The organism is Bacillus sp. AFS037270 (genome assembly GCF_002585305.1).
In genome coordinates, this window is the sequence record NZ_NUNF01000034.1 from 38,649 (window position 1) to 56,012 (window position 17,364).

The following is a 17,364-nucleotide window of genomic DNA, read 5'->3' on the forward strand; positions in this document are numbered from 1 at the left end:
GAAAAGTTAATCTAAATTGTAAGGATTTAAAAAGAAGCTTACTTTTGAGTTTCATGCTTTTCATAAATCTCCTTGTTTTGTGTTTTAAGTATCCATGTTTGCTTAAAAGTAATTTAGAATATTTATTTTATTATAACTTTATAACCCCATTATTCTTACTATTCATTTTTTCAAATTTACATTCGAGAGAAAACGCTTTCAGAAGTGTATCATATCTTTAACTTTAATTAATTTCTACTATTTTTACGATTTTTTTTAACGTTTTTCCGTTTGATTATCTCGAAGTCTTGAAATTTTATTTCTTCATTAAAAAACCTCCTCATCTTAATAAAGAAAAAGATAAGGAGGTTTAAAAGTTATAAGTCTAACATGTCCAATTAGACCACTCGGTTCTTGTGGGACAAACTGAGAAAAACAAATCATAATTGGTAATCTAGGAAATTCGTCAAAATTATTAATTTATAGAATTCTTAGGTTCTGTCCAACCAGTCATTTGCTAGAGAATTGAAAAGTTGGGGTTGTATCGTTTCCTATCAATAATAAAGATTTCCAATACTATCACATTCAACTGAATCATTATGTTCATTTAGACATTACTTAAACAAAATTTCCCCATAATCTCCCCTTTCAACATTTGGAACAACACGGATTGTGGCAACTGCTCTCAGCCAAGAGGTGAAATTTGAGGGATGCTTGCTTTCACAAACATGTCCTAGGTATCTTTTATTTTATACCTAAAACAATAACGTTCACTCAATTTACAGATAAAGTGACGACTGCACAATTGTCATACAGCTTGATTTCCGTTTCTAAAGGAACAACCTGTTTAGCGTCCTTTTTAGTGACATACGGTGTCATGAACATGTCATTCAGCCTCGGATACTGTGGTCATACTAGATGCTGTATCTACGCATTGTTTGTAATCGCCTAGAATTTTTAGTGCTATTAATAGCGTTAATTTATATTTTTGGTATGACGATTTTATTTCGTCGTCTTTTCCAGAATGTTTTTCTGCATATATTTCTCATAATCTTCTATAGTAATAAGATCAAGATCGCTCTTAATGGTCATACAACACGCTAAGGCAAAGCGGTTTTCTAAATCTTGATCAGATAATGCTTCATGTGAACGAACCAACTTCTGTTCGTATTCTCCACTCATAACTTTCACCTTGCACATACCACATCCTCCTCGACGGCATCCAGATGGAAATGGAATAAATTCATTTCTAGCTGCTTGAAGAGGTGATTGGTCTGGTGATGAGATAAATTCAAATTGTTGCCCCCGAGTCGTAAGAATAACTTTGTACATTGGTCTCCCTCCTTCTACTAATCAATCCATTATTCAAAACAAATTAAGTCAGCGCTTTCATAAATGACTCAGACAATTCTCTTGCATGATAGAAAATTCCGGTTCCAATTTTAGATGCATCCCATGTTATTGTTGGCATATCTGCATAGGTCATATATCCGTTGGCAAAGGCTTCATTACGATTTCCAGAAGGATCAAAGAAATAGATTGTTTCTCCTCTTGAAATACCGTGGCGAGTGGGAGTTACATCAAATGGAACATTATACATTGACAATAAATCTGCGGCTTTAAAGACATCCTGAATGGAATCAACATGGAAAGCTGCATGGTGAAGCTTAGAATTAGGGCCTTTAACAAATGCAATATCGTGTGCAGTATTCGTTGTAAATAAGAAGCTTCCTAATAACTCCTCTTCACCTTCAGTAACAACTCTTTCACTTTGTCTAAAGTTAAGGGCTTCAACAAAAAATCTAGTAACAGTTTTTAAATCTTCACCCGTTAATAAAATATGATCTAAACGATGTGGTGCAATTCCCTTCCAACCTAATGGCCAAGGATGTGGATTCCTAAATCCGACTGCTGTTCCTAGGAAACCAATTTCATGATATAATTCGCAATGGTGTCCAGTTGGTAAAATAAAATGAACTGCTTCTCCTTCTGCCAATCTACTATTCTTTGAAGTTCTTGACGTTGTACAACCAAACTGTTCTACTTTCTTTTCGTAATAGGCTAAATCATCTAATGTCTCAACCTTAAATGCTACATGAGCCATTCCTGGAGAATATGATTTTGTTAAAATCACGCTATGATGGTCAAATTCATCCCATGCTTTTAAATAGACACTGTCACCCATTCGCCCGGTTTCTTCTAGCCCGATAATATTTGTATAGTAGTCTACTGATTTCTCTAAGTCTAATACATTTAATTCAACTCTACCAATACGCAAAACTTTTGCCATTTTTATCCTCCTACCAAAAGAAATGTAAATTAGAAGTAAATCCAATCGTTTCAATTGCCATGACCATGAATCTGGGCCTTATCCTTACCTTTGAATTAACGACTATTTTGAGGTAAAAACCCCATCCACCTCATTTTACTCGTTCTACTAATTGAATTAATTCATGATTTGGTCCGTGAAAGAGAATCATACGACCGCCTTCCAACGTAGGCTTCACCTCATCTGAAGTAAAGACAATCTCATTTTCTTTTAAAAATTGGATTGTTACCTCAATGTTTTCAACTGTAAAAGCGAGATGATTCACAATTCCTGTTTCACTGTATTCCGTCTCTGCTGTTTTTTCTTGAATGAGTTCGATTTCCATATCCGGCTGAGCTTCAAGATATAAAAAGGCCATTTCGCGATCCGGTTTGCTGCCCCGAAGACGGACGCGAAAGCCAAACATCTCAGAATAAAACCGAATCGATTGATCCATGTCGAGCACCATGATGGCCACATGTTCCATTTTCCGTATCATTTAATTCTCCTTATTTGTTCAATTTTATGCGGAAACTGCAGAAGGTCCGAGGTCACAGAAAAATTGTTATTTATGACAGCTTTGCGTTTTATTGGCTTCCATTGGTCAGAATTGAAACCGCCTTTTGACATGACTGATGTTTTTTTCCAATTGCCTTGTCAGAAACGGACCCGCTTCTTGACATGATCCTCTGCTTTTGGCTCGAGGAAGCAAGAGAACCGTCTCCTGCTTCCTATTGCTGAACATAGTTATGATTGTTTTTTAATGCCGCCACCCAATGCACTGATTTTTCGTAACAGTCTCCGATTTGTAGGACTCTTTTGTCTGAGAAAGGTTTTCCAATTAGCTGAAGTCCGACAGGGAGGGTTTCAGATGTGAAACCACATGGAACGGATAAGGCCGGAAAGCCTAGAATATTCGCTAATGGCGTTTTGCCAAGAGTAAACATATTGCTGATGGCCATGGAAGGAACCATCGTGCCGATTTCAAACGGCGGCTGGACATTGGTTGGGCCGACTAATGCGTCAATTCCTTGTTCCTTCATTTGCTTAATCGTTTCTCTGACAAATTGGTCTCTCCTGCGCTGGGCACGGAGGTAGGCAGTTGCGGAAACCTTGCTGCCAAATTCAAAGCGATATTTCAAATCATCGCCGTATAAATGTCCGTATTTTTTCAATAACTTCTCATGGACAGAGACAACCTCTGATTGGGCGATTGCTTTTAAAGCGTCAAGAGCTTTGTCAATTCCCGGCAAGACAATTGGAATGATTTCTGCCCCAAGTGATTCTAATTGACTAAATGCCCGGTCAATCACTTGTTTCACATCAGTATCAATTCCGGCAAACATGTATGGCTCATAGAAGCCCAGCCTTACACCTTTTAGGTCTCTTAATGACTCTTCAAAAAAGACAGGATCATCTCTTTTTACAGATACACGATCTTTTGTATCATGCCCCTTCATCACTTCGAGCATGATGGCTGCATCCTCTACCGTCCTTGTCATTGGACCGACATGATCCAATGACAAGCTGAAAGGAAGACAACCTGATCTGCTGACCAATCCATAGGTTGGTTTAAATCCGACCGTGCCGCAGAACGCCGCTGGAAGTCGAATGGAGCCTGCTGTATCGGAACCGACAGCACCAAAGGCCATTCCTGCTACAGTTGCTACGGCTGACCCACCACTTGATCCGCCGGGAATTTTTTTCATATTCCAAGGGTTCTTCGTACTTCCATAATGAGGATTTTCCGTTGTTGCACCCATCGCAAATTCATGCAAGTTTGATTTTCCAATGATAATCGCACCGGCTTCTCTTAGCTTTTGAACGGCTGTGGCATCATCGTCAGGGATCCAGTTATCAAAAATTTTCGAGCCGCCGGTTGTTTTCACACCCTTTGTTTGTAAAATATCCTTGACTGCTATAGGAATCCCGTGCAGCGGTCCCCTATCAAGATTGTTCATCATCTCTGTTTCCAGCTGCTTCGCCTGAGCTAGAGCCTCTTCTTCCATCACAGTAATAAAGGCATGTAATTTAGGTTCATGTTCGTAAATCTGTTTAAGGGTCATCTTTGTTAATTCAACGGGTGACAGCTGTTTATTTTTAATCGCGGTTCCAACGATTTCAATGGTTTCAAAAAGTAATTCATTCATTGCTAGTATCCTCATAATCTTCTAGATTAAAAGTGAAGGCTGGCTCTAAGGTTGCTAATTCTATTTCTTCATCGTCTAAAATACTGCGCAAATATTCCTCCAATGTCATGTCATCCCTGCTTTCACTACGAAATTCTTTGTTCACGGGCTAAATGGGAAGACTTACCTTCTAAGAACTGTTTGAAAGGTTCCTGAGAGATTCATCATCCCGCTTTATCTATAACCCAAGTCTATTAAAAAGAATCTCTATTCAATTAAGACTTCACTTCCTGCCCATCCTTTTTAAATTGGTCTTTCATTGGAAAGGCCTCCTGCCAGGACTTTTCATTGCTGTCGTATAGTCCGGCACTGTACAGATTTTTCAAGGAATCATTATCCAGAGCAAATGGCTTCTTGCCTTCCTGGAAAGCATTCACCTGCTGAAGCAGCAAGCGGCGCATATGAATGACAGGCAGATCGCTTGTTCCAAGATGCTCTTTAGAGCGGTCTACAATCGCTCCCATTGTTTCGGTTGCCGCATGGTCTTGGTTAGCGATACCGCGGATTCCGGTGAAATTGCCTGTGATTTGCAGCTCACGGTCTTGCTCATATTCATTTTCCAAATTCATTTGTTTTCTGAAATGTTCATCCAGCTTCAAGCCGCGGCGGTCATGATTGGCCTGGACATCAATCGGGTGGGTATGGGAAAACTGGACGTCCCAAGACCATGTGCTGTAGTCATCCCTTGGAATGAATGCATGCCACATGCCGTCCTCACCTTCAAAACGAGGTGGGTACGTATAGAATGGCATGATATAGTGGATTTCCATAAAGGCATTATCTTTTTCGTTGCCGATTCCTACTGCCACACAGCGCTTTCCATAATTTGTATCCTCGACATCCTGATCAACCGGAGGGTTTTTCACAAGCGGATGGTTAGGGTCAATTCCTAAATCGGTACTTAAAATGCCATCTCCTACCTCCTGTTTGCCATGTGCTTTGTGTAGAAACGCCGCATGTACATAATCGAGATCATTTTCCATTACCTGTGCATAGTTACATTCCTGCCATACCCGCTCGGACATCATATAATCATCCGGCAGCCCCATCCAATAGAACTCAGGGAATTCCGGCTGCTCTTCCTCCGGACCCATGTACGTCCAAATCATGCCTTTTACCTCTTTCACCGGATAGCTTTTAATCTTGATTTTCTTTCTAAACTTTGGATCGCCCTTTTCGGATGGAATGTCAGTACATTCACCCTTCGTATTAAACTTCCAGCCATGGTACATACAGGTGAGTCCGCAGCCGTCATTAATCCCAAAATATAGTGAAGTCCCTCTGTGCGGGCAGGCCTCCTCCATCAAGCCGACCTTTCCTTCTGTATCACGGAAAGCGATTAAATCTTCCCCAAGCAGTCTCACACGCTGCGGTTTTCCATCAGGTTTTATTTCATCTGACTTTAACGCTGGAATCCAATAGCGGCGGAATAATTCACCCATTGGTGTGCTAGGGCCTGTACGTGTTAATAAATGATTATCTTGTTTTGATAGCATGTGTAAATACCTCCTAATTTACCGAGAATATTATCTGAAAATTTAAAATTTATAATTATATACTAGTGAAATAAATGATTGTATTCAATGTATGAATCGGTTCGAAATTTTTTCATTTATACAACCGAAACATACAGTAGCTATTTCCCATAAATTTTTAAAAGACAATAGATTCACAAGCCTTACTGAAAAATAATAGAATCTATTTTTTTATGATTACTTACCATAAGTACTCATCGATGGGCTGTTTTTGTTCTTTTACTTGTTGTTCACAACCAAATCAAAAAGTCTTTCATTCCTCACTTGTAAAAAAAGAAATGGGGACGAGTACTATTACTTCCTATGAAGCAATAATACTCGTCCCCATGAACCTTATAAAGAAGACTTCCATCAGTGGGGTTTTCCTTCATCCCCTCTGATGGTTAGTCGCACTTATCGGACCTTTACGGCAGTTGGATCTCCCACTAGCATCTTATTGAACCACCAGAATCTTCAGGTGGGAATCTTAATGCCCGTTAAGAGTGGGATAATATATCCTCTAATACCCTTAGAGCATTCCCTCCAATAATCTTTTGAATATCTTGAAATGTATAGTCATGTTTTATCATCCATCGGATCATATTCTTCGTTGCTTCAGTCGGATTTTCCAACCCTTTTACATAGGAGGACTCTTGAAATTGTTCTCCATGCGATTCACTAAGGGATAACATGTCATCAAATGCGTGCTGCAAACCTACATGATCGCCAAAAAATGTATCAGGGCCGAGGCCTACATGGTCAATTCCAACTAGATCAATTAAATACTCCAAATGCTCCATGACAGATTCAATCGTATGCTGGTTTGGATTTTTGGATGAAAGAGTGGTATTCGGTGCTGCACAAACCCCGATGATGCCACCCTTCTCAGCACAAGCCTTTATTACCTCATCCGATTTCATTCTTGGGGAGTTCCAAACAGCACGTGCTCCTGCATGTGTAATAAAAACGGGGTCTTCACTTGCCTCAATGACTTCCAAACTCGTCAAGTCACCACAATGTGAGATATCAATGACCATCCCCACCAGATTCATTCTTTCAACAACCTTGTGGCCGAATTTCGTTAACCCGCTGTCATTTTTCTCGATTAAACCGGATCCTAATGTATTGGCTTCATTATAGGTAATGCCCATGCATCGAATCCCTAGTCCATATAAAACATCTACACGGTCCACTTCATTTTCTAATATACTTGCTGCCTCTAATGAAGGCAGAATCGCAATGCGGTCAGTTTTTTTTGCATCCAGTAAATCCTGATAATTTTTTGCAAGATAAGCGGTAGTTTGTTTCGCCATATCACAATAACGAATACCTAATGTTAAAATCACATCATCCCATTTTAGCCCATTCGTAGAAGTCAAAATCGAGATTCCATCCATAAAATTTTCAAATATAACGTCCACGCCAGATAAGGCCAGCCCTTCATAGTCAAATGCAGTGTGAAGCTGCCGGCAATAAGGAATAATATCCTCTTGTTTTTTTGGTACTACAAAACCGTGATCTCTAAGAGATACAATAGGGTAATATTTTAATAAGGTTTCAAAAATCCTTTCCTGATCTTCTCTAAGCTTGATTTCAACTGTCTGCCGATATTTTTCTGACTGCGGCAGCTGAAATGGCTTATAATGTTTTCCTGGAGTTAAGTATTGAAAGGATTGATAGCCGTCATAGTTCTTTACGATCCTGCTTTTCACTTCATTTTTTTGCGGCGTCATAACCATTTTTCTACCTCCTAAAATGTTTCATAGTTTACAAGAGAAAATAGCCGATCGATATACCAATGGCTCCGAAAAGTAAGCAAAACGGCAAGTTATTTAACGTAATCCGGTATGGATTTTGCTGGGTTGCCACGGAAGTCATGGTAACTGTTACCCCGTAAGCTCCGACTGTTGCAGTAGCCAGTGCACTAGTAATCATCACGATACCAATACTAAGTGGATTTACCATCCCGTATAAAGGCTGGATCACTTTAAATAAAACACCAATCGTGGCGATCGCATGTACACCGATTAATCCCCCCAGTAAAAAAACAACCTGAATAAAAATTAAGATCACAATGGGATACTCACTAAAGGCAAGAAACGGCTGTTTGATAACATCTTGAAAGGAAGTCCCGTTTAAACTGTTGGAAAAGAGCGAAAGGGAAAGAAACAAGACAACAAAATTCTGCATTTTGTTGGTGCGTTCCCGCCAAGTCTTCCAACCAATCACCTTATAACTTTTCCATCTTTTTATAAAAATGGCCCAGCATAGAGAAAACACCGGAATCACAAGTGCAACTGATAAAATAAAACTTAGTTGTAACAAACTCCCGGTCAGAATAACAACGATTAAAAAAATGGCTAAAGCCATTACTAGTTTGATGATTTGAACCGTAATTTTTTTGAAATCAATCTTCTGGTTTACACATTTATCGTGTTCAACGTTTATCGACCGAAAACTTTTTTTCCCGATGATCCAATCAAGGGAAATCACAATAATGGAACAGAGTAACAGCCATGGCAATAGGGATAAATAACTGATACCTGTTGAATCTACTGTAATGGCCACAATAATCTCCGTCGGGCTCCAGATTAATGCTAGAGCCAGCGCTCTTAGGGTGGTTTTACTAATAAAGATTTTCCTTGTTTTTTGCGGGATATTTTGTAAACTTGATTGTAATACCTCCTGCGATAATGTTAAGGCCGATATATTAATAAACCCTGTTAATAGATAGGTCGTAATCGAACTCCTAACATATAGATTTCCTAAATTATCTACTTTTCCTTTCATTAATTCATTTAGTCTTCGGTCAAATCTACCGGCATGGACAACACTGGTCATAAGAGGAAGAACCGTCAACAAAGCCAGCAATGACATGTTTGAAGACATATATAGAGGCAGAAGTACAATAGATAATCCCGCATTCATTAAAAATAGCAGACCCGTAAAACTAAAAATGATACATAAAATTTTAAATAATTTACTTGCTCCTTTGAAAGAGATAAATACGAGAATAATAGCCATTACTCCAATGAAGTATCGGATGATTTCATTCGGCAAAAAAGCCGTAAATATGTTAAACGAAAAAGTAAGTGTATATAGGATATACAAATGACTATTCACCCAGGAAGAAAATGTACGCATGATTGTTACTCCTTTATTTACAACACATCACTACCGACAAAACATGTAGTTTAACAAACAAAAAACGGATTTTTTCTATATATTAGTTAATGAGTTGACTCTTAAATCAACTCATTAACTGAATAGGAATAATCCCTCTAACATGATTTAACAGTCCTATCACATAAATAAAACTTCCATGTGCTAGTTAGTAAGATTCGTTTTTAAATTTGATAGCAATTCTTCATTATGTTCCCCTACTAATGGAGGTCGTGTGATACTCCCGGGAGTCTCATGAAATTTATATGGCGGACCCGGATAGGTAAACCATTCGTTTACTTCAGGATGATAAACGGATTCAAAGACCTGTCGATCTTCAGCTAAATGTTGATCATGAATCATATCTTCCGGTGCGCGAACCGGTGCCCAAGGAAGGCCGATGCTCTGCGCAGTATGATAAATATAGTCTGATTCAAATTGAATACAAAAACGCTCTAATACATCTGTTACATGCTCCATTCTTTCAGCACGGAACCGATCATTTACATATCTTTCGTCTCCCAAATCCTCCTCAAGCTGATTCGATGACAGCCAAGAAACCAAGCTTTTCCATCTCTTTACATCCAAATAAGTATTTAAAACGAGAATATATTTTCCATCCTTACATTTGAGATTCCAGCGTACAGAACGATTTGGCAGGGCATGCCGGCCTGTTTGGCGGATGACATGTTCCTTTTGATAAATCCAATATGGCAGGGACATTTCAGTAGAGACTGTCACGCAGTCATGTACAGCTATATCAATAAATTGACCTTTATTTTTAAAATCACGATATAACAAGGCACTTACAATCCCCATCGCGGCAAAATATCCTGCAAGATGGTAGGATTGTCCACCGGTTGGGGCTATAGGAGGAGCATCAGGTACATCATCATACCCGGTGACAGCCATTATACCGCCGAGAGCTAATTGGACAATGTCAGATGATTGGTATTGACTCCATGGCCCTTCCTGGCCAAAAGGGGTAACAGAGCAATATACCAGTTTTGGAAATTCTTTTGATAAGGTATGATAATCCAAGCCCCATTCTTTCATCTGACCTGGTTTATTGCCTTCAAGAATTACATCTGTCTGAGTTAGTAACCGGACAATTGTTTCCTGCCCTTCCTTTGTCGTGATATCTAGGGTAATCGACTTTTTGGATGTATTGTAATTCCAGAAATACAGGCTTCCATTTTTATCAGGAATATCCTTGTAAAATGGGCATATCTTTCTTGAGGGCACACCCTCCTTCGGTTCCACCTTGATCACTTCTGCTCCCATATCTGCCAACAGCTTTCCGGCAAATTGAGTGAATTGATCTCCTATCTCAAGTATCCTTATTCCTTTTAAAGCTGCCTTCTCCACCATCATTTCCTCCTTCCTTTTACCATAATGGCCTTACTGCTTTAAACGAATCCTTTGACATATCCAATGGCCAAAAGACGCCATGATCATGCATCAGTTCTATTTCCTGATCTGAAAAATGCAGGATTTCTTTTAACACATAATCATTGTCTTCTCCCATTAATGGAGCAGATTTATGAATATAAGGAGAGGATTCGGACATTTTAATCGGAATACCTTCTACTAATCTTTCACCTAAAAGTGGATGGTTAATAGGTTCAAACAGGCCTCTAAACTGTAATTGAGCGTCCGTTTCAATGATATCTTCATTTTGTTGAACCGCGGCGGCAACCAGGTCATATTTCTGTAATTTCTCCATGATTTCATATTTCGTAAACCTGCTTGTATACTCTTCAATAAACTGATCTAACTCATCCTGATGTTGAATACGCCCATTGAGGTCTGCAAATCTCTCATCATTCACCCATTCCGGCTGACCGATTGCCGCTTTAAATCTTTCCCATTCATTGTTATCGTAAATGGCGATCACACAATAATCATTCGCGTCATCACCCGAACAACGGTAAGTGTTTTGCGGACAAGCAGCAGGTCCTCTAAAGTCGATTTTGTTAAAATCAGCTGAAAGGACAGAACGATTACCGGTTGGATGTGAGGAACGGCAATTAACAAAATAATTTAATAAATTGGTACCAACCAAAGGCAATGCGGTTTCTACTTGAGAGATATCAATATATTGACCTTCCCCTGTTCGTTTTTTATGGAACAATGCCGTTAAGACGGAATAGGCACCTGTATATCCGGCAACAATATCCAAAATCGAATAGCCCCAGCCGCTTGGATGTGTATCAGGCAAGCCGGAGATATAAGTCATGCCGGATAGAGCGGCAGCTGTCGGACCCCATGTCCCATAATTTTTTTGTCTTCCGGTATGGCCTAATCCGGAAATACTCATATAAATAATTCCTTCATTTATTTCTTTCAAAGAGTCATAATCCAATCCCCATTTTTCAAAAACGCCAGCACTAAAGTTCTCTGTAATAACATCTGACTTTCGAATTAAATCTTTCACAATATTCATGCCTTCAGCGGATTTGATATTAATGGTAAAGCTTCTTTTTCCAACATTTAAACTGTTAAAAAACGCACCGTTATCCAAGCCAGGTTCATCCTCCTTGGCATACATGGAAAACCGCATCATATCAGGTGTCTTTGGCCATTCTACCTTAATGACCTCTGCCCCCATGGCTGCTAGAATTCTCGTTGTCGTCGAACCGGAAACACTCCAGGTAAAATCAAGAACTCTGATACCAGTTAAGAGATCCTGTTGGATGTTCATGTTAATTCCCTCCATTCACAGGCTTCCATTGAACCAACGTCACTTCATCATCCACTTTTTCAAACACCGCTTCCATTTCCATACCTATTTTTACTTTTGTAGGGTCCATTCCAACGGTATTGCCAAGAAATCTGACTCCGTCTCCTACATCCACTACAACAAGAGCATATGGAACCTGATCATTAAAATATGGATAAAAGGATCGATGAACAATATTAAACGTGTAAATAACCCCTCTTGTCCCTACCTCAACCCACCTTACCTCAGCGCCAGGTTCATGCGGCGATAAAAATCTCGGCGGCCATATTTTCTTTTCGGTAGCGGTACATTCCTGTACAAATAACTTTCCTTCTTTTGTTCCTTCCCAAAAAGGTTTATATAAATTCCAATCACGTGACCAATCAGAATCTCTATTTGGTAATGGTCTAATAATCTGCATTTCTACTTGATTCATATGACAACCCCTCTTTCAAAAAATTAATTGTGTAAAATGGCAATGGATCCGTCACCCATATCGCCATATCCTGTCACTAACCCTATTTTTGCATCCTGTACCTGTGCAGCTCCTGCTTCGCCTCGTAACTGATGGACCGCTTCTACCACATGATTAATTCCGACAATATGTGCCTGTGATAATAAGCCGCCATGTGTATTAATCGGCAATTGTCCGCCATACGTAATTCGTCCATTTTTGACAAACTCAGGCGCTTCTCCTCTTTCACAAAAGCCCATTTCTTCAATTTGTCGTAAGACGATAAACGTAAAGCAGTCATAGATTTCAGCAAAATCGATCTCATCTCTTGAGATTCCGGCCATTTCAAAAGCTCTTGGTGCTGCATATTTAATTCCCATATCCAAAATGTCAGGACGCGTTGGCATATCATCAGGCTGATTCGGATGACCTTCTGCTATGCCGGCAATATATATTGGCTTTTTGAAACGGTGGGCATTGCGTTTAGATGTGACAATGACAGCGCCAGCACCATCTACCTCTAAAGAACAATCGAATAATCGGAAAGGAGTAACCAGCATCGGGGAGTTTTGATAGTCTTCCTCTGTCATCACTCTCCCTTTCATATAGGCTTTACTGTTATTATGAGCATGCTCCCGGCACGTCATGGCCACAATTTGCATGCCGATTGGGTCTGGATTATATTGGTAAAACCAGCGGTTCGCATGAAGAGAGAAATACTGCATCGGAACCATTAATCCATATGGGTATTCCATATTATCCCGATACTCTGGATTTGGCATAATTGTATTATTAAAGTCTAGTATTCTCGGATCCGTTCCTCCTAATCTCGGTCCAGAAAATCCTTTTTGCCCTGTAGTGACAACCACATATTCTGCTACACCATGTTCTACAGCAAGAGCAGCCTGCTGAATCGCGGCAATCGCACTGGCTCCTCCCATTTCACTTCTGCCGCTGAACTTAAGTTCTTTTATTCCTAAACCTGCAACCAAATCTTCACAGCGGACATTATATCTCCATGGATTAATGACACCATCAATCTCAGAAGGATGAATCCCGGCATCTTGACAAGCGTTCACCGCTGCTTCCGTTAATAATTGTGTTAATGACTTATCTGTACCCCTTACAAAGTTTGTTTCACCTACTCCGACAATGCACACTTGATCACTTAATAAACGTCTCATCTTTTATTCCCCTTTACGTTTAAATGAAAAACTTCATTTATTCTTGTCGTTTCTATCGTATGCCGAAAAACTATTCAGAAAATTAAATCTATATTAATATCTTATTTAGATAAGGACCCTGAAACAATTTACGATTAGGTAGGAAAAATTCATTTTTACAGCCGAAATGTACAGTTATTAATTTTTAGAAAATTCAATCCGATTATGATAGTATAATAATCAATCATCTATTCGTATTGGAGGGTGAAAAATGGCGATAAAAGCAAACACAATTACCTTGAGTGATTTATTTAAAGCAACCCCTGAGAAGGGCAACTTTCTTCAGTCTCATCGAATGTTTATTTCAAGCGCGGATGCTTGGGGAGCGTTAATCAAAGATTTAGTTTTAGCTTTAGGAATTGAAAGAGCCAAACGCTTTCTATTACGTTATGGATATCAATGCGGACGGCATGAAGCCTTAATACTGAAGGATATGTTTAATTGGGAAAATCAGAAAGAATGGATTATGGGCGGAGTCACGATGCATAACCTCTCGGGACGTTCATCATCGGTTCCCATAAAGGTTCATATCGATGCTGATAAAAAAGAACTTGATGTGGAAGGGTTTTGGCATGATTCTTATGAAGCGAAACAATATTTGCAGCACTTCCCCACTCATTCCGAACCTGTCTGCTACTTTTTAGAAGGATATGCAAGCGGCTACTGCAGCACCTCATTAGGAAAAAAAGTAGTATTTAAAGAAGTTGAGTGTATCGGAAAAGGGGATCCGCATTGCCATTTTATCGGAAAAACATTGGATCTTTGGGGAGATGATATTTCACCTGAATTGGTTGATTACGAACGTGAAGATATTGGAGACGAACTGGATCAAGCACATAAACGAATCGAAAGACAGAGGGAAATATTAAAACGAATGAATTTGTTAAGCAACCAATTGACAGAAATTGTCTTACAAGGAAAAGGGCTTGACTCAATCGCCCAGACACTTGGACGCAGCTTGAAATGCGGCATTGTTATATCCAACAAAGATTTTGAAACCCTGTCAAAATATGGAGATATATTAGATTATTCCTTAAAAAACATTATCGAGAACAAGGTACATCTTCACTCATCAGACCAGGATAAAATCAATGAGATGTTACAACAGCGAGCCACTACTATCCAACTAAAATTTTTAAAGGAACAAGGATTCTCTTATTATCCGTTAATTACACCGATTATCGTACAAAACCGTGTATATGGTTATATTTCGATCATTAATAACTCAAAAGAAATGGAAGAACTAGAGTCTTCTTTTGCCGAGCGGGCAGCAAATATTTGTGCACTGCACATTCTAAATGAAAAAACCGCTATTGATACAGAGCAGCGAATGAAAGGAGAACTATTAGACGAGGTCTTACTAAAGCCAAATTTAGATGCTAACATTACGAAAAAATTATCTTTACTAGGCTATAAGATTAACAAACCTCATTATGTGTTTATTTTTCACTTACAAAATCAATCCTTTGATTTGCCAAAAGATGAATTTGTAAATGATGAAAAGGAAGTGATTATGAATATCCTTCGAAAATATTCATCTTCTATTGCAGGAGAAAATATACTAATCTCGCACTCGTTTGGACAGATTCAAGCACTTATTTCCGTAGATTTATTAAAGGCTTGCCATATGAGCGAAGAAAAATTCGTGACATACATATTAAAAGAAGTAAAGCAGAAATTACCTTCAGCACAGCTACGTATTGGAATAAGCAATATATGTCCAAGTATTCATAGAACTCACGAAGGTTACAAACAAGCTAAAAAGGCATTAGAAATTGCTCAAATCAATATGCAAAAACAGCAAGTGTTCTTATTCTCGGCGATTGGACATATTTCCATTTTATTAGATGCCAGAAATCCGCAAGAATTAGAGAACTATGCCGATAACATTTTAGGTTCTATCTATGACTATGATATTCAGAAGTCCTCAGAACTGTTGAAAACTCTTTATTTTTATTTAAATAATGAATGCAATTTGCATAAAACCGCCCGTATCCTTAACCTGTCCATTGGCGGCATGCGTTACCGCCTTGCGAATTTAAAAGATAGATTTAACATTGATATGATGGATTCCGCTACACGACGTGAGGTACAAATGGCCTTAGATATATATGTTGCTTTTGGAAAACTGCCTGACAGCTTACTGGAGCATGAGGAAGATACGATAGAATATTAATTTTTCCTCTCATTAGACCGAATCCTATAAAAAATGTCCTTCATCGTTTGATGAAGGACATTTCTTTACCATTTCTTAAGGAAGCCTGTTTTTAAACAACTATTATGCTTTTACATCTTCCGGAGTTTTTACGATCAATCCACTTTCACGGCCTGCACTTACTGTACCTTCTTGTTCAGTTGCTAGATTCTTAAGTTTGTATGTACCAATCAGGCCAAGAATAGACACAACCGCGATATAAATTCCAAGTGACCAAATTGTACCTGTTTCCTGTATCAAATACGTACAAACCATTGGAGCAATCCCTCCTGCAAAGATGGCAGGGATTTGCGTACCTAGTGAAGCACCGCTATAGCGTAAGCGGGCAGGGAATGCCTGTGAAGCTAAAGCTGGAAGTGCACCTGTCTGCATACAAAATGGAACCATAGAAATAATCATAGCAGCTGCGATGAGAGCTTGTACACCTGTATTAACTAACCCAACAAATACAAATCCCCAAATCAGTGTGGCAGCGATCCCCATCCTAGACATACGTTTAATTCCAACCTTATCAGAAAGGTAGCCAAAGAGCGGGATGAAAATACATAATAAGAAGCTTGCTCCGGTATTCGCATTGACCATAAAGGACGAACTCACATGATAATTATTAATACTGTAATTAATCAAGAATGTTGTATAGATAGCAAACGGCGTATGTTCAGCTAATTTAACTAATGCTGAATAAAGTATCTGTTTTGGATGTTTTTTCATAACATCTAGAATTGGCAGTTTTGAAACACTTTCGCCATCTTGAACTTTGCGGAAGGATGGTGTTTCATCGATCTTTGAGCGAATAATAAGCCCTGCCACTAATAGCAATAAACTGGCTAAAAACGGAATTCTCCATCCCCATACGTAGAAATTGTCCCCACCTAGAGTAATAAACAACCCTATTATCGCAGAAGAAAGTAACATTCCCGCTCCTACTCCAGCATTTGGGATACTAGCCATAAATCCTTGCTGCTTTTTCTTTCCCCATTCCATTGATAATAGGATAGCTCCTGCCCATTCGCCTCCAACGCCAATTCCTTGAATTAATCTCATCAACACAAGCAGGATGGGAGCCCATATTCCAATCGTGTCATAGCCTGGTATTAATCCCATTGCGGCACTGCTCAAACCCATCATCCATAAGGTAACAATTAATGCTTTCTTTCGTCCAATTCGATCCCCAAAATGTCCAAAGATAATCGCTCCTATCGGTCTTGCTAAGAAACCAGAGGCAAAAGTAGCGAATGACAGGATCGTTGCGATAAACGGGTCTGTATTCGGAAAAAATAGTTTTGGAAAAATGACAGCTGAAGCAGTAGCATAAAGCGAAAAGTCATACCATTCGATAATCGCACCAGAGGTAGATCCAATTAGTGCCCTTCTTGACATTTTTTTTTGTGAAATTTCATTTGCATGAATGCTAGTCATTATTTACACCTCCGATAGATTCCAATTGCGGGCAAGGCTACCCCCATTTCTTAACAAACCTCTCATGACCTTTCTTTTTCTATTAGAACAACTATTTTAGATTCATACCTCCTTTTTTCCACTATGACTATGTTGTAAATAGATTATACAGAAAATTTAATCAATTTGTATCCTGCAGA

The 17,364-nt window shown here is 39.0% G+C and carries 13 protein-coding genes; 1 reads left to right on the forward strand and 12 read right to left on the reverse strand.

The genetic code is table 11. The annotated features are described in order from the left end of the window. Positions 1–981: 981 nt before the first annotated feature. The 11 genes from COD92_RS17620 to COD92_RS17670 all read right to left on the reverse strand — a co-directional run bounded on the left by COD92_RS17620 (position 982) and on the right by COD92_RS17670 (position 13,512). Positions 982–1,311, reverse strand: coding sequence for a 2Fe-2S iron-sulfur cluster-binding protein (locus tag COD92_RS17620; protein WP_098528951.1), 330 nt, complete (start codon positions 1,309–1,311; stop codon positions 982–984). Between the two features lie 43 nt (positions 1,312–1,354). Continuing rightward, entirely contained in the window at positions 1,355–2,269 is a 915-nt protein-coding gene (locus tag COD92_RS17625; protein WP_098528950.1) for a catechol 2,3-dioxygenase, read from the reverse strand. A 130-nt stretch (positions 2,270–2,399) separates the two neighbouring features. Further along, complete coding sequence (locus COD92_RS17630) at positions 2,400–2,786, reverse strand: VOC family protein (RefSeq protein ID WP_098528949.1); 387 nt, start codon at positions 2,784–2,786, stop codon at positions 2,400–2,402. 232 nt (positions 2,787–3,018) lie between these two features. Further along, positions 3,019–4,437, reverse strand: coding sequence for an amidase (locus COD92_RS17635; protein WP_098528948.1), 1,419 nt, complete (start codon positions 4,435–4,437; stop codon positions 3,019–3,021). A 254-nt stretch (positions 4,438–4,691) separates the two neighbouring features. Next, positions 4,692–5,972 (reverse strand): Rieske 2Fe-2S domain-containing protein, encoded by a 1,281-nt coding sequence (locus COD92_RS17640; protein WP_098528947.1) that lies wholly within the window; start codon positions 5,970–5,972, stop codon positions 4,692–4,694. A 515-nt stretch (positions 5,973–6,487) separates the two neighbouring features. Continuing rightward, positions 6,488–7,729 (reverse strand): dipeptidase, encoded by a 1,242-nt coding sequence (locus tag COD92_RS17645; RefSeq protein WP_098528946.1) that lies wholly within the window; start codon positions 7,727–7,729, stop codon positions 6,488–6,490. 28 nt (positions 7,730–7,757) lie between these two features. Continuing rightward, positions 7,758–9,134, reverse strand: a complete 1,377-nt coding sequence (locus COD92_RS17650; RefSeq protein ID WP_098528944.1) for a hypothetical protein — start codon at positions 9,132–9,134, stop codon at positions 7,758–7,760. A 183-nt stretch (positions 9,135–9,317) separates the two neighbouring features. Further along, positions 9,318–10,520, reverse strand: a complete 1,203-nt coding sequence (locus COD92_RS17655; RefSeq protein ID WP_176541127.1) for a CaiB/BaiF CoA transferase family protein — start codon at positions 10,518–10,520, stop codon at positions 9,318–9,320. A gap of 19 nt (positions 10,521–10,539) precedes the next feature. After that, a complete protein-coding gene (locus COD92_RS17660; RefSeq protein ID WP_176541126.1) occupies positions 10,540–11,856 on the reverse strand; it encodes a CaiB/BaiF CoA transferase family protein in 1,317 nt (438 codons plus the stop codon). A 1-nt stretch (position 11,857) separates the two neighbouring features. Next, positions 11,858–12,310, reverse strand: a complete 453-nt coding sequence (locus COD92_RS17665) for a Zn-ribbon domain-containing OB-fold protein (RefSeq protein WP_098528938.1) — start codon at positions 12,308–12,310, stop codon at positions 11,858–11,860. A 23-nt stretch (positions 12,311–12,333) separates the two neighbouring features. Next, a complete protein-coding gene (locus COD92_RS17670) occupies positions 12,334–13,512 on the reverse strand; it encodes a thiolase family protein (RefSeq protein ID WP_098528936.1) in 1,179 nt (392 codons plus the stop codon). 250 nt (positions 13,513–13,762) lie between these two features. Here COD92_RS17670 and COD92_RS17675 point away from each other — a divergent pair, with 250 nt between their 5' ends. Beyond that, positions 13,763–15,727 carry a XylR N-terminal domain-containing protein gene (locus COD92_RS17675; protein WP_098528935.1) on the forward strand — a complete coding sequence of 655 codons (1,965 nt, stop codon included), beginning with the start codon at positions 13,763–13,765 and terminating at the stop codon, positions 15,725–15,727. Positions 15,728–15,829: 102 nt separating this feature from the next. On the opposite strand, the gene COD92_RS17680 is transcribed toward COD92_RS17675, so the two are convergent. Next, on the reverse strand, positions 15,830–17,185 hold the full coding sequence (locus tag COD92_RS17680; protein ID WP_098528933.1) for an MFS transporter: 1,356 nt from the start codon (positions 17,183–17,185) through the stop codon (positions 15,830–15,832). Positions 17,186–17,364: the final 179 nt, after the last annotated feature.

What these genes read in the sequence shown, in the direction of transcription:
- COD92_RS17620 (WP_098528951.1), bottom strand. Translation starts at nt 1,311, where the DNA reads ATGTACAAAGTTATTCTTACGACTCGGGGGCAACAATTTGAATTTATC.
- COD92_RS17625 (WP_098528950.1), bottom strand. Translation starts at nt 2,269, where the DNA reads ATGGCAAAAGTTTTGCGTATTGGTAGAGTTGAATTAAATGTATTAGAC.
- COD92_RS17630 (WP_098528949.1), bottom strand. Translation starts at nt 2,786, where the DNA reads ATGATACGGAAAATGGAACATGTGGCCATCATGGTGCTCGACATGGAT.
- COD92_RS17635 (WP_098528948.1), bottom strand. Translation starts at nt 4,437, where the DNA reads ATGAATGAATTACTTTTTGAAACCATTGAAATCGTTGGAACCGCGATT.
- COD92_RS17640 (WP_098528947.1), bottom strand. Translation starts at nt 5,972, where the DNA reads ATGCTATCAAAACAAGATAATCATTTATTAACACGTACAGGCCCTAGC.
- COD92_RS17645 (WP_098528946.1), bottom strand. Translation starts at nt 7,729, where the DNA reads ATGGTTATGACGCCGCAAAAAAATGAAGTGAAAAGCAGGATCGTAAAG.
- COD92_RS17650 (WP_098528944.1), bottom strand. Translation starts at nt 9,134, where the DNA reads ATGCGTACATTTTCTTCCTGGGTGAATAGTCATTTGTATATCCTATAT.
- COD92_RS17660 (WP_176541126.1), bottom strand. Translation starts at nt 11,856, where the DNA reads ATGAACATCCAACAGGATCTCTTAACTGGTATCAGAGTTCTTGATTTT.
- COD92_RS17665 (WP_098528938.1), bottom strand. Translation starts at nt 12,310, where the DNA reads ATGAATCAAGTAGAAATGCAGATTATTAGACCATTACCAAATAGAGAT.
- COD92_RS17670 (WP_098528936.1), bottom strand. Translation starts at nt 13,512, where the DNA reads ATGAGACGTTTATTAAGTGATCAAGTGTGCATTGTCGGAGTAGGTGAA.
- COD92_RS17675 (WP_098528935.1), top strand. Translation starts at nt 13,763, where the DNA reads ATGGCGATAAAAGCAAACACAATTACCTTGAGTGATTTATTTAAAGCA.
- COD92_RS17680 (WP_098528933.1), bottom strand. Translation starts at nt 17,185, where the DNA reads ATGACTAGCATTCATGCAAATGAAATTTCACAAAAAAAAATGTCAAGA.